At 67.1% G+C, this 13,374-nt stretch carries 8 protein-coding genes and 3 pseudogenes; 4 read left to right on the forward strand and 7 right to left on the reverse strand.

Features of this window, described 5'->3' with window-relative positions:
• Window positions 1-2,249: 2,249 nt before the first annotated feature.
• A complete protein-coding gene (locus ACWIX7_RS02835; protein WP_448620107.1) occupies window positions 2,250-2,732 on the reverse strand; it encodes a transposase family protein in 483 nt (160 codons plus the stop codon).
• Window positions 2,733-3,037: 305 nt separating this feature from the next.
• Between ACWIX7_RS02835 and ACWIX7_RS02840 the strand changes: the two are divergent.
• Window positions 3,038-3,199, forward strand: a pseudogene (locus tag ACWIX7_RS02840) (IS5/IS1182 family transposase); the annotation flags it as partial.
• A gap of 492 nt (window positions 3,200-3,691) precedes the next feature.
• On the opposite strand, the pseudogene ACWIX7_RS02845 reads toward ACWIX7_RS02840, so the two are convergent.
• From ACWIX7_RS02845 to ACWIX7_RS02860, 4 genes and pseudogenes are all read right to left on the reverse strand, one after another.
• A pseudogene (locus ACWIX7_RS02845) lies at window positions 3,692-4,120 on the reverse strand (histone H1-like repetitive region-containing protein); the annotation flags it as partial.
• A gap of 1,088 nt (window positions 4,121-5,208) precedes the next feature.
• Window positions 5,209-5,418: a hypothetical protein gene (locus ACWIX7_RS02850; protein WP_448622123.1), complete on the reverse strand. Its 210-nt coding sequence runs from the start codon at window positions 5,416-5,418 to the stop codon at window positions 5,209-5,211.
• Window positions 5,325-5,744 carry an IS3 family transposase gene (locus tag ACWIX7_RS02855; RefSeq protein WP_448620108.1) on the reverse strand — a complete coding sequence of 140 codons (420 nt, stop codon included), beginning with the start codon at window positions 5,742-5,744 and terminating at the stop codon, window positions 5,325-5,327. The genes ACWIX7_RS02850 and ACWIX7_RS02855 overlap by 94 nt, the downstream gene beginning before the upstream one ends.
• Window positions 5,745-6,027: 283 nt before the next feature.
• A protein-coding gene (locus tag ACWIX7_RS02860; RefSeq protein ID WP_448620109.1) for an IS5 family transposase occupies window positions 6,028-6,893 on the reverse strand; the annotation gives its coding sequence in 2 pieces (ribosomal slippage) (window positions 6,028-6,500 and window positions 6,500-6,893; 867 coding nt in all).
• Window positions 6,894-7,156: 263 nt separating this feature from the next.
• Here ACWIX7_RS02860 and ACWIX7_RS02865 point away from each other — a divergent pair.
• A complete protein-coding gene (locus tag ACWIX7_RS02865) occupies window positions 7,157-7,951 on the forward strand; it encodes a transposase family protein (RefSeq protein WP_448620110.1) in 795 nt (264 codons plus the stop codon).
• A gap of 1,293 nt (window positions 7,952-9,244) precedes the next feature.
• Window positions 9,245-10,483: a class I SAM-dependent methyltransferase gene (locus ACWIX7_RS02870; RefSeq protein ID WP_448620111.1), complete on the forward strand. Its 1,239-nt coding sequence runs from the start codon at window positions 9,245-9,247 to the stop codon at window positions 10,481-10,483.
• Window positions 10,484-11,456: 973 nt separating this feature from the next.
• Here the strand turns inward: ACWIX7_RS02870 and ACWIX7_RS02875 are convergent.
• Window positions 11,457-11,729, reverse strand: coding sequence for a hypothetical protein (locus ACWIX7_RS02875; RefSeq protein WP_448620112.1), 273 nt, complete (start codon window positions 11,727-11,729; stop codon window positions 11,457-11,459).
• A 227-nt stretch (window positions 11,730-11,956) separates the two neighbouring features.
• Window positions 11,957-12,728: pseudogene (locus tag ACWIX7_RS02880) on the reverse strand (IS5 family transposase).
• Between the two features lie 414 nt (window positions 12,729-13,142).
• Here ACWIX7_RS02880 and ACWIX7_RS02885 point away from each other — a divergent pair.
• Complete coding sequence (locus ACWIX7_RS02885) at window positions 13,143-13,373, forward strand: FitA-like ribbon-helix-helix domain-containing protein (protein WP_448620113.1); 231 nt, start codon at window positions 13,143-13,145, stop codon at window positions 13,371-13,373.
• Window position 13,374 lies beyond the last annotated feature (1 nt).

Genomic DNA, 13,374 nt, shown 5'->3' on the forward strand with positions numbered 1-13,374 from the left:
GGTGCCGCTTGGGCGGGTGCAGGTCGGTTGAGCAGTCCGTGTAAGACCCGAGTACTCGACGTCTTACGCTGGCGCCCGAGCTGCAGAGACGCAGGTGAGCACAGCGCACAGTGCGTGAGCACTCATAATCCCTGAGTCGTGGGTTCGAGCCCCACCCGCCCCACAACAAGCCTCTCACCTGCACGGTAAGGAAAGAGGACGACGAAGGAATCCCGCACAGCGCTCGTAGCGGACCAGCGACTGTTCTCCTCCGCTCTCCTCGGCGATCCGACCCACGAGGTTTATTTGCCACGACACTCACACAACGCGGGCTGAGGACGTGAAGGCGTGCGCCGGCAGACTGACGCGGAAGTCGAACTCATCCGGCGACCCCGGCCAGTAGTCCAATTCCGGGACTGGGGTCTCCACGACCCGATACCGGACGAAGAACATGAGCCAAGAGGGACGAGCGCGGCCGTGAGGTTCGTGCCTCGTGGATCGCGGATACTTCGGAGGGCGCCCACCTCACCAAGATATTGGTGGTGAGCAACCACCTGTTCAGCCGCCCGCTGGATTGTGGCCAATAGGGTCGGAGCAGGTTTAACGCACCGATATGCTGCACCCGACCAAGCCGACTGGTCGGCGGTCAGGCGGGTTGAGCTGGGCAAAGGGGTGCTTGCCTAGTGCTGCAGTCGTAAATCGTCACGGCGTATAGCGGCTGGCCACTGACGGGGCGGCCACCGCGCAGCATCGAAGGTGTGTGGACTATGAATGCCGTGGCGGTGGCCGCGTTGGACGGGGAATCAGGAGCTGCTCTCCCAGTAGTACAGGTCCCACCAGTTGCGGTCGTGGTCGTCACGGTCGCACCACCACTCGCGACGCTGACTGTCCGAGCGGCCGGCGTCCCTACACTCACCCCTGGAGTGGTAGCTGCTGTCGTAAACCCAATGGCGATCGGGAGAAGCGAACGCCGGAGCACTGCCCAGCGTAGGAACCGTAACCGCGGCGGCTAGAGCTGCGACGGTAGCGGTGCGCGCGAGTGCGCGCTGAATTGACGGCCTGTGCATTGTCCACTCCCTCACTAGAAACTTCCTCCTGAGCGATCAGGAAGAGTAGTGGCGGTTCGGGCCTGCGGTGGCGACCCTAAGATCCGAGCGTCACCGCAACGTCACCTCCGCGTCACGTGGTCATCAAGGCACATCGTCTTCGCCAGCTGGCTTGGGCAGTCCCCTGGATGGCTTGGGGCAGTCCCCTGGAGTGGCGGAACTGGCTGGTGTCGGAGGTCACCGTCGTGTCGGGCCCGAACGGCGGGGCCACCGCGTAAAGGGCTTTCAGACCAGCCAGGGAACTCGCACGGGGGGAATCCATGCGATCGCCCTGGCTAGCTGGTGGTCGGGCGTGTCACTAGGCCAGGAGAAGCCACTGGTCAGGCGTGGCGGGTGAAGGCGCCACGTGCAGCCGCTGACACTCCTTCCGCTGGAACCTGCTCATGGACCATTCGCAGTCGTGGGTGTCGACAACCGGCTCACTGCCGATCGACTCTCCAACCTCACCCCCGGTGACACCGTGACAATCCAGTCCGGTGCGGAGTTCAGCGGGCGGCGGTAGAGCAGCGGCCAGGTGGTGCGGCTTGACGCGTCCTGCGTCCTCGTCGAAGCCAGTGGTCCCAGGGGTGGAGCGTTCATCGAGCGCTACAGCCTCGGGGACGGGGTCGCGTCGGTGGTGTCAACCGCGCCCAGCCCGTCACCGCCGACAGCTCCCAGCCTGTGCTCACGGAAACAAGACGCGGTACCCAGCACATCGGCGCTCTGTACCGCGCGTGGACCCAGCAGCGGACCAACGTCGACAGGTTCCGCCGGCTACACACTGCGATCGGCGAGTGCGCGGATCAAGCCCAGGCTTACGACCTCGTGCATGGTTGGCGGCGGGCGATCGTTGACCTGGTCAGGGGCGGGTCGCTCACTTCGTAATGCCGGCCGGGAGAGCCTTCAGTGGGCGGTGCAGCTGGTCCGGTCGGGGGGCTCGTTCCTGGCTGGAGACCAGTCCGGCGACCGCGGGCAGGATGCTGTTCAGGTGCTCGCGTCGGCCGAGGTGACGAGACAGAGCTCGCCAGTTCGTCAGGTGGCCGATGCCGTGCTCGACGCGGATCCGCTGTGCGGAGTGGGCCTGGCGTCCGGCCTCGTGCGCCGCGGCGAGGGCGGGCGGGACCGGTAGCTGGTTCTTCCGCCGGGCTGGCCGCGGAGTGATGACCGCGTCGGCGGTCTGCGCGTTCAGGCCCTGATAGCCGGCGTCGGCGAGCAGGGTGACGCCCGGGGTGAGGGCCAGCAGCTCGACCAGGCGGCCTGGCGGACCTGGGTCAGGTCATGGATTGCGCCCGGCCGGGTCTGTCCGCAGAACAGCAGCCGCCCGGCGCGGTCGGTGATCACCAGCGCCTTGACGGTGTTGGCGCGGGCCTTGCCGGAGACGAACCGATGCCGCCCCGCCCGACCCGCCGCGGGGCGGCGCACGCGGACCTCGGTGACATCGAGCAGGCCGACCCGCCCGCTGGCGCCGAGGTGGGCGACCACGTCGGCCAGGGTGCGCAGTCGGAGCCCGTCAGCGACGGTGCATCCGCGTTTGGCCCGCAGCGGGCGGACCTCTCCGACCGCCCGGGTGATGGTCGAGCGGGACACCCCGAACCAGCAGGCCAGTACGTCGTGGGTGACCCCGTGGCGTAGGTGCACGAGGGTGGCCAGCAGCCGGTCGATGAACACCAGCCGGTGGCCGGGCGCCGGCGCCGACCGCCCGCCGGCGCGGCCGATCGGCCAGGCGCGCGGTCCTGGCGCGCCTGCCAGCGCGGTCCCAGCTCAGCCAGGACCTCCCGGGACAGCCCGGTCACCCGGCGATCGGCAACAGCCGCGGCTCGGGCCAGCGTCCTCGACACACCACGACCCTGCCCCGTCCTGCACCCCAGCACGGTCGAGCCGTCGGGCTAACCATGCACGAGGTCGTAAGAGCGGCGCAGGCACAAGGGCCACGCTCGCGAAGGTGCTAACGCTCCATGAGTTCTGGACGCCTCGTGCCTGCCGACCCATCCTGCATCCTTGACCCGCTGCGCGAGCAGTTTCTGACCCTGCTGCCGGTCCGGCATGTCGTTTATCCGCTGGGTTGCCACCGGCCTCGCATCGATGCTGCGGTGGTCTTCGACAAGCTCGTGGAGGCCTTGGTCTTCGGCGCCGGACGCCACCACCCCACGGCCGCGGCACTGTCACCATCACTGTCCGGGAGTCCTCCGGGCCGTGGCGCTCGACGTCTCCGACGAGGGCCCGGGTCCAACGGAGGCAATCTTCGGCAGACGGACCGAAGGGCACGACGGGCACGGGATGGGACTACACCTGGCCTGACGGCTCGCCGAGGCCGAGCAGGGCCGGCTCACCCTGTCTCGGACGGCTCCACCCGTGTTCACCCTGCTGCTGCCGGCGGCCCCGGAGGCGGTGCCGGACGGGAAGGAGGTGGGCGTCACCACCGGACCGCTGGACTGACCGCTGGACCGGTGTGGGTGGGACCCCACCCCGGCGGCCTCGAGACGTCCCCACACGGAGACCAGGCAGACCGTGTGTCGCGTCGTGCAGCCCGACCCCGGTCCTGCCGGTATGGCTATCCGTCAGGCACTGCTCATGCCGAGGCCCCGGGAGCGGAGCTCCCAGGGCCTCGGAATCGGCTAGGTCAGCCGTCACGGCAGGGACGCTCGCGTCTCCGCTCCCTCAGTGCTTGTGGCCGTGGTGGTGCTTGTCGTTGTCCTTGCCGTCGTGGTCGTGCTTGGCCTCCTCCTTGCCGTTGTCCTCCTTGCCGTTGTCCTCCTTGCCGTTGTCCTCCTTGCCGTTGTCCTCCTTGCCGTTGTCCTCCTTGCCGTTGTCCTCCTTGCCGTTGTCCTCCTTGCCGTTGTCCTCCTTGCCGTTGTCCTCCTTGCCGTTGTCCTCCTTGCCGTTGTCCTCCTTGCCGTTGTCCTCCTTGCCGTTGTCCTCCTTGCCGTTGTCCTCCTTGCCGTTGTCCTCCTTGCCGTTGTCCTCCTTGCCGTTGTCCTCCTTGCCGTTGTCCTCCTTGCCGTTGTCCTCCTTGCCGTTGTCCTCCTTGCCGTTGTCCTCCTTGCCGTTGTCCTCCTTGCCGTTGTCCTCCTTGCCGTTGTCCTCCTTGCCGTTGTCCTCCTTGCCGTTGTCCTCCTTGCCGTTGTCCTCCTTGCCGTTGTCCTCCTTGCCGTTGTCCTCCTTGCCGTTGTCCTCCTTGCCGTTGTCCTCCTTGCCGTTGTCCTCCTTGCCGTTGTCCTCCTTGCCGTTGTCCTCCTTGCCGTTGTCCTCCTTGCCGTTGTCGTCGTGGTCGTGCTTGTCCTTGTCCTTGTCCTTGTCCTTGTCCTTGTCCTTGTCCTTGTCCTTGTCCTCGTCGTGGTCGTGGTCGTGCTTTCCGTTGTCGTCGTGGTCGTGCTTGGCCTTGTCCTCGTCCTTGTCGCCGTAGTCGTACGAGTACGACTGACTGGTCTCCGACGCGTTCGCCAGACCGGGCGCGGCGACGCCCGTCAGGATCATCGCGCCCGACGTGCCGGCCAGGACGAGTGCGCGCTTCAGGTTCATCGGTTCCTCCGTGGTCTTGATACGTGAGGCGCTACGTGACGCCGGGGGAAGCCCACAGGGGGCGCCCGCCCATCCTCAAGACCCATTACCAGAGAATTCAGTAACCCTCGGAGTTGCGGATCCCGAACGTGTGGTATCGGTCACACCCCGACCGCACTGCTCGCCCTGTAGCCGTTCGGCCCGCCGGCTCACGACCGCTGTCTCGGCCGTACGTTCAGCATGCCCGAGACCGTGAGGTCGGCTGTCCCAGCACGACGGCTGATGCCATCCGATCGACGCGGTTCGACCTTGCGACACATCCCGAGGGCAGCGAGACTCCTGCCCCGTGTCGTTCCCAACGGTCAGGCAGGCAGGACGAGGGCCAACCACAGTCCTGAGCCGATGCCGAGAGCGATCGAGGCGACGGCCGCTGTGTGCAGGACCAGCGCTGGCCGCGACTCCAACTGTCGTGTCGTCCCCACACTCGTGCGACCACCGCTCGTCCCGGTGTCAGCGGGAGCGGACGCCCCTGCCGTGCCGGCCGTGATCCAGCGCAGGTAGTAAAAGGCTGGCCACGGTGTTGATTGCTGCCAGCACCACCAGCCAGCGAGGGTGCCTGCGGGCAGGTCGTCTCGGCGGGACTCGATCACCTGACCATGCCGACGCCGCGCATGACCTGGCCGAGCGGTACAGGTGGCATGTAGACGCGGTAGTCACTTATCCAGACCCGAGTGGTGGGATCGACGGACAGGTAGCAGGTTCTCACCAGCGCCTGACCGGCACCGGTCTCCGGCAACTCTTCCTCAACCAGTTCCAGGTCGCCTGCCGTGGGTGGGCCGATCGGACGGCGGCGCAGTCGAAACGCCCGGTGGTACGGGCGGTCGTCCGAACGGTGCTGAACCGCCCCGGCGAGTCCGGAAACTCAGGTTGTGAGACCCCGACCGTCTGCTGGGCGGGGTGTTGACCGTAGAAAACCTGCCCGTACTCGACCGGGGTCAGGTCGTGGCAGGCGGTGTGCAGCCGGCGGTTGTTGTGCCAGTCGACCCACTCCAGCGTCGCGAGCTCGACGTCGTCGCGTCCCTGATCGGTCCCTACAAGACCGAGCTGATCCGCCGCCGCGGCCCGTGGAAGGGCCTCGACGACGTCGAGCTGGCCACCTTGGAGTACGTCGACTGGTTCCAACCACCGACGCCTTCACAGCGCCTGCGGCGACATCCCACCGGTCGAGTTCGAGGACGCCTACTACCGTTCGATCGCCGGCCTCACCGAGGACCTCCCGGCAGAACCGAGCCTCCACTGAACCCAGGGCGGTGCAGAGCCTGACCCACTTCCTAGAGCTCAGCGCAACAGGCGGTGCCCATCGTGAGGTCGCCAAATCCGGCCGGCCATACCCAGGAGAAGTGACCCCGACGGCTCCGGCGGCACCTCATGGGTTAGATACCCCTGCCTGTATGCGTATAACAACTCATTTCAGAACGACAGCCAGTTGCCGGTAGCAGATCAGGGCGCAGGCCAGCTGGAGTAGCCCGAGGTGGATGTCAGCGCGGCGTTCGTAGCGGGTCCGGAGCCGCTTGAAGGCGTGCAGCCAGGCGAAGCTGCGCTCGACCACCCACCGCTGGCGCCCCAGGCCGGAGCCATGGGCGACGCCGCGGCGGGCGATGCGCGGAGTGATGCCGCGAGCGCGGAGCTGCCGGCGGTAGATGTCGTGGTCATAGCCACGGTCGGCGAACAGCTCCCGCGGTCGCCGGCGCGGGCGTCCGCGTCGACCCCGGATCGGTGGGACGGCATCGACCAGCGGGATGAGCTGGGTGACGTCGTTGCGGTCGCCGCCGGTCAGGCTGACCGCGAGCGGAATGCCGCCGGCGTCGCAGATCAGGTGGTGCTTGGAGCCGGGCCGGCCGCGGTCGACCGGGGACGGGCCGACGTGGTCCCCCCTTTGAGCGCCCGGATGTGGGAGCCGTCGACCGCGCAGCGGTCCAGGTCCAGCTCATCGAGGGCGCGCAGCTGGTCCAGCAGTTGTCCGTGCAGGGCCGGCCACACGCCGGCCTCGGTCCAATCGCGTAGCCGCCGCCAGCAGGTCACCCCGGAGCAGCCGACCAGGGACGTGGGCAGCTGGTTCCAGGTGATGCCGGTCTTGAGCACGAACACGATCCCGGCCAGCGCGGCACGGTCATCGATCGGCCGCCGACCCGGATAGCGGTGTCGGCGTGGCTTCCGCGGCGGCAGCAGTGGGGCGACCCGCTCCCACAGCCCATCGGGCACGAGCTCCTCGTCACCCACCACAGCCTCGGCAGGCTCACCCAGTGCCCGCAGGAGGCGCGCCGAGCTCATCTTGAAACGATCTCTAACGACCTCGTGCATGGTTAGCCCGACGACTTGACCGTGCTGTGGGCAGGACGGGCAGGGTCGTGATGTGTCGAGCACTCTTCCCCGTGCCGCCGCTGTCGCCGATCGCCGGGTGACCGGACTGTCTCGAGAGGTCCTGGCCGAGCTGGTCGCCGAGCTGGGACCGCGCTGGCAGGCACGCCAGGACGCGCGGCTGGCCGATCGGCCGCGCCGGCGGGCGGTCGGCGCCGGCGCCCGGCCACCGGCTGGTGTTCCTCGACCGGCTGCTGGCCACCCTGGTCCATCTGCGCCACGGGGTCACCCATGACGTGCTGGCCTGCTGGTTCGGGGTGTCCCGCTCGACGATCACCCGCGCGGTCGGGGAGGTCGGCCCGCTGCTGGCCGAGCGCGGCTGCACCGTCGAGGGCGGGCTCCGGCTGCGCACGCTGGCCGATGTGGTCGCCCACCTGGGTGCCAGCGGGCGGGTCGGCCTGCTGGATGCCACGGAGGTCCGGGTGCGCCGCCCGGCGGCCCATCGGGCCGGCCGCCATCGGTTCGTCTCGGGAAAGGCCCGGGCCAACACCGTCAAGGCGCTGGTCCTCACCGATGCCGCCGGGCGGCTGCTGTTCTGCGGACAGACCCGCCCGGGCTCCCTCCATGACCTGACCCAGGTCCGCCAGGCCGGCCTGGTCGAACTGCTGGCCCGCACTCCGGGCGTGACGCTGCTCGCCGACACCGGCTATCAGGGGCTCAGCGCGCAGACCGCCGGTGCGGTCATCACCCCGCGGCCGCACCGGCGGAGGAACCAGATCCCGGTCTTCCCCGCCGTCGCCGCGGCACACGAGGCCGAACGCCGGGCTCACACGTCCAGGCGAATCCGCGTCGAGCACGGCATCAGCCACCTGAAGAACTGGCGAGCCCTGTCTCGCCACCTCGGTCGACGCGAGCACCTGGACACGATCTTTCCCGCGGTCGCCGGACTGGTCTCCAGCCAGGAACGAGCCCCACGACCCGAACCGCTCCACCGTTTACCGAGGGTCTTACCGGCCGGCACCGCCGCGTGATCAACCTGGCCCCGAACAAGTCTGCTACGGCCCGCGGCTAACCATGCACGAGGTCGTAAGTCGTGCCCACACGATGCCCACAAAAGGGCCGTTTCGGGCCGTCGACAGCCATTCATCGTCAACGGTGAAAGCGCAGCTCAGTAGCCAAGTTGATGATAATCGTGCAGGTCAGAAAGGCGCCCCGGAATATCTCATAATCCCTGAGTCGTGGGTTCGAGCCCCACCCGCCCCTCCGCAGTCCCCCTATCCGCAGGAACGTCCGGAGCAACAGACGAGATGGTTTCGCACAGCGCTGACGCGGAGGAATAGCTGGCTCGCTGCGGCGCGACATCGCGCGTCTAGTCGTCGCTGTTGCAGGGGTCCGGTCCCTCCTCGAGGACTGGCGCAGGCACCTGCGGGCCATGGACCGCAGCCCACGATGGCCTCATACCTGATCATAGGCACACCCGCGCGGACGACCTCGACCAGGAGGCGTGCCCGCCGACGTAAGCCACATCGCCCGAAAGCATGCTGAGTCCTGTCTGGCCGACCTCATCGACCGGCTGTCGCCGGCAACCGCGGCCGAGTACCACCGCTGACCGCAGCAGCTCTTCGGCTCGCTCCTCCAGGACGGCGAGGTCCCCCGCTCGCCAATGGAGCGGACGAGTGCGACGGCAGTACTGAGCAGCCAGTCCCGGTCATCACCGAGGATGAACTCGCCATGCTGCTCCCGTCGCGCCGCTGGAACCTTCGAGAACCGTCGGGACGCTGCGATCCGGCTGTTCCCCGATGTCGGGATGCTTGCCAGTGAGCTGATCGGATTATGGTCGAGGACTGGGCTTCGACCATGACGTTGCAACCGCCATGGGCGGATGACGGTCTCGCGCCGCTCTTCGGCGCCTAGACTCCTGATGCACTGCGTCACTACCTGCGGGCTCGAACGACGAGCGGCAGGAGCCGGAGGAGAGAACCTCCACCCCACCGGTCTCACACGTTCGCGACCGCCGGCTCGTCGAAGGCTGCCAGGGACAAGACCTGATGCGCCTTGCTGGCCGACGAAGCTGGAAGTGTCGGTCGGCACGGGACCATCGCAGGCCGACGAACGGCAGAACCGGAACACACGATGTCCGACCCGTCTGGTGATGGATCCCGCCGAGCTCCGTATGGCAGCACACGCGTTGCACGCCAAGGACAGCGACGAAATACTCAACGAGGGGAGAAATCACCCGACCGTCTGTCACGGAGTCCTCGCTCTACAAACCCTCGCCGAGCATGCCCGAAGCGCCGCCAGTTCGGCAGCCGACAGGAGTCATCATGGTCCGAGAGAACGACCCTGTTGCAGCGCAGTATGAATCTTGGGTCTATCCGGACCCCGTCACGGACATGGCCGAGGCGGTCGCCCATGATGACTACTTCGACTTGAGCGACCCATCCCTGTATCGCCGGAAGCTCTGGCCCCGGAGGATCGAGCCGGAGAGCCTCGACATCCTCATCGCCGGTTGCGGGGCCAACCAAGCAGCCTACTTCGCCTTGATCAATTCAGACTCACGCGTGGTGGGTGTCGATGTCTCGCGGGCCTCACTCGCACATCAGCACTTTCTCAAGGAGAAGCACGACCTCAACAATCTTCAGTTGCACCACCTGGGCCTCGAGCAGCTTGCATCACTCGGGCAGACCTTCGATCTGATCATCTGCACTGGGGTCCTGCACCACCTCCCCGATCCCGCGGCCGGCCTGTGCCGGTTGCGCGACGCGCTGAGACCGCACGGCGTGATGAGTCTCATGGTCTACGGCTATCACCCGCGTGCAGGCGTGTACATGCTGCAAGAGGCATTCCGACTGCTGGGGTTGCAACAGGATGCTGCCGGAGTGGAGATGATTAAGCACACGTTGACCCGGATCCCGCCGTGGCACGCGTTCAAGTCCTACCGTGCACCTGACCTGGGGTTCGATGCGGGCCTCGTCGACACTTTCCTGCACCCCCAGGACCGAGCCTATACGGTGCCTGAGGTCCTGAGGCTTGTTGAAGACGGAGGCTTACAGTTCCAGGCCTGGCTGGACAACCTGGACTACACGATGTCCGCGTACATAGCAGATCAACGAGATCCGCTCCTGCAGCGGATGCAGACGCTTCCGCTAACGGACCAGTGGCGGGTCGCGGAGCTGATCGGCCAGTATGTGGCACGGCACTTCTTCCTCGCCTGCCACATCGACCGGCCCCGGGCCGACTTCACACTCGACTTCAGCGGAGACGATTGGATCGACTACGTTCCTAGCCTGCGTCGCCCGATCCAGATACTGACTGGGCAGGAGTTTACGTCCCGCAACGCGCCGCCCAAGCGCTCCACACTGGTCAAACGCAGCTTTCACAGGGTGGAGCTCGATACTTTTCAGGGAGCGGTCCTGTCACAAATCGACGGCGTGAGGCCTGTACGCCAGATCCTCGACTCGTCGGCACTGGCCGAATGGGCGGCAGAGCAGCGCGTCAACCTGACGCGAGACTTCCTCCGATCCATGGCGAACTGGGATCACCTGCAGTACGAGATCCCCTGAGACGGAACGTCGACGGCGCGAAGCTCAGCAGCCCACGCTGTGCGGAGATCAAGGCTGTGCAGAGATCATCAAGGCTGCAGTGGCCCAGGACTCTCACCGCCGGGCTGCTCTCCGGTGGCGCGACAGGCCGGTGACGGGTCTGGGATGCAGTGTGGGACTTCCTCGTCGGTGGAGTCACCGTCAGGCGCCGGCGGCGGCGTCGACCGGGGTCGAACCTGCGCCAGGATGGACGCGACGTCGCCACCCGCCGTCGACGTCACCCGACGGGACTGCGGTGCTGCCGTGCTCCTCCGCTAGCCGCGCGGGCGGCCGGGTCCACGAGCCCCAGCTGCGCGGCGATGGGGGGCTGCCCAGGTTGACCCCCCAGCCGGCCGCACCAGTAGCCGGTTCGCCGACACCGGCAGCGCGATGAGGTGGTAGCCCTTGGTGACCGCCTTGGCCACGACGCCAGTCAGCGGACGCGCCACGGCTGCGCAGCCACCGAGGTCGGCCATCAGTCCCAGGTCGCGGTGTCGGTACCGCCGGGCGCACGGCCGTGGCCCAGGCTGGCCGCGGTCAGCGTCCGATCGCTCCCTTGATGCCACGCCATCCATGCGCTCCTCACGGACCGCGCGGTCGACTCGACCTCTCGTCGAAGAGTCAAGTCCGCGGCGCCCGCGGGATGCCTCATCCGGGAGCCGTTCCCAGCAAGTAAGAAGTCACGCTGCGTAGTTCTGCGAGCTTTGCGCTTGACCCGAGTATTCGACGACCTACGCTCTCGCGCGACCTGCTTCTTCCCAGCTGAGCACAGCGCACGGTGCGTATGCACTCATAATCTGCACTCATAATCCCTGGGTCGTGGGTTCGAGCCCCAACCGCCCCACGGCACCACCGTGGCTTCGCCACCCCGGTACGACGGGCTCGCCGTTCGCTACGACGCCACTGTGCAGATCACCAGCATCGACATGCAGCTTCGCGACTTATCGAACAAGACCTAGGATTTGCCGGACCTATTGTCCCCGCTGTCGTTCCCAGTCCCGTCTCCGGCGCTGCTTCCAGCCGTCTGTTGCCGGACATCCTTGAGCGTGTTGAGCACCGACACCATCACGGTAGTCGCCATGGAGATGACGACCAGGAAGGCGCCGATGAGCACCCAGCGCTCCACGTCGAGCCGGAAGCCGGATGCCGACATACTGACGGCCGTGACAACCAGGATAAGTGCCACGACGGCGCCGACTATCGAGGTCCAGATGATGGTCCGCTTCATGATGCCACTTCCTTGATCGGTGGATCGCAGGTCCCTGATGGTCCCACGCGGAGCTGGAGTCCTGCCAAGCGAGCCGGCGGCATTCAAAGCCCTCGACCTCAATTTCGGCCAGCTTGCGCTGTTCGCGAGCTATCTCGAGGTCAACCTCCTTGACGCGCAGGGCGGACCTCTGCTTGTCGAGTAGCTGGGCCGGTGACCGCCTTGAATCTCGTTCAGAGGATGTTGCATTAGTCGCTCGGAAGGTGACGGGCGCAGATCAGCGTGACGGCGAGTCGGGCCAGGGCGGTGATCGTCGTGGCGGTGCGGTCGTAGCGCAGCGCCAGGCGTTTGTAGGACAGCAGCCAGCCCAGCGTGCGCTCGACCACCCAGCGGTGCCGGCCCAGCCGGGCGCCGGACTCGACCCCGATGCGGCGATCCGGGCGGTGATGCCGCGGCGGCGCAGGTAGCGGCGGACCCGCGGGATGTCGTAGTTCTTGTCGCCGTGCAGGTTGGCCGGGCGCCGACGGGGATGGCCGCGGCCGCCGCGCTTGATCGCCGGCATCGAGTCGAGGATCGGCTCGACGAAGAGGCTGTCGTGTCGGTTCGCGGCCGACACCAGCACGTTGAGCGGTAGCCCGTGCGCGTCGACGAGCAGGTGGTACTTGCTACCGGCCTTGCCCCGGTCGGTGGGGTTCGGGCCGGTCAGCTCGCCCCCCTTTTCGCCCGGACGCTGACCGAGTCCAGGCTCGCCCGCGACCAATCCACTTCGCCCTGCTCGCCCAGGCGGTCGAGCACAGCCTGGTGCACCCGGTCGAACACGCCGGCCTCGGCCCATTCACGCATCCGCCGCCAGCAGGTCCAGCCCGACCCGTAGCCCCGCTCGGCCGGCAGCTTGGTCCAGCCGATGCCGGTGGAGAGCGCGAAGGCGATGCCCTCGAGCACATCCCGGTCGGAGACCCGCGGGCGGCCGGTGCAACCGTGCCCCGCCGGTGGCTGCGGAGGTATCAGCGGCTCGACCAGCGCTCACAGCTCGTCACTGATCAGCCGAGACGGCGGGGAAGACGCCGACAAGGACATGCTCGACAGGCTGCGCCGAACCGTCAGGGCGGAACAGCCTCCGACGACCTACTTTCGCAACGTCCTATCAGTACCGCGATGGATCCGTCATCGAGTCTCAGCCCGGCTTGACGAAACGTCCGACGACCGATTACATCATGTCGGCAACTTCCACGAGAACGGCAATCCGCTGCAGAGTCCAGCCGATGCGTAACCACAGCACCTACCTCCGTACCCTGCGACGCAAGGCCAGCGTAATGGTCAAGGCGCACTAGCGACTGTCTGACGGCTCCTTCCAAGTCACGATTTTCGGCAACAGCTACAAGTCCAAGACGGCGGCTCCTTGCGGCAATCGGCTGATGTAAACATTATGCAAGCATGCCGCATGTTCTGGTCCGTGATGTCCCCGAGGACGTGCACGCCGCTCTCCAGCGCCAAGCCGAGCGCCGCCACCAGTCGCTGCAGCAGTACCTCGCTGTCGAGCTGCGTCACCTCGCTGAACAATGCTCGATCAGCGAGGTCCTCGACGAGGTCGAGGCCCAGCACGGCGGTCGCGTCGGCTTGCAGGCGGCCGTGGCCGACCTGGACGAGGAACGCTCGCGACGCTGAG

The organism is Geodermatophilus sp. URMC 65 (assembly GCF_053502545.1).

Excerpts from the sequence above, each read along its gene's own strand:
- ACWIX7_RS02870 (WP_448620111.1), top strand. The coding sequence starts at position 9,245 with ATGGTCCGAGAGAACGACCCTGTTGCAGCGCAGTATGAATCTTGGGTC.
- ACWIX7_RS02875 (WP_448620112.1), bottom strand. The coding sequence starts at position 11,729 with ATGAAGCGGACCATCATCTGGACCTCGATAGTCGGCGCCGTCGTGGCA.
- ACWIX7_RS02885 (WP_448620113.1), top strand. The coding sequence starts at position 13,143 with ATGCCGCATGTTCTGGTCCGTGATGTCCCCGAGGACGTGCACGCCGCT.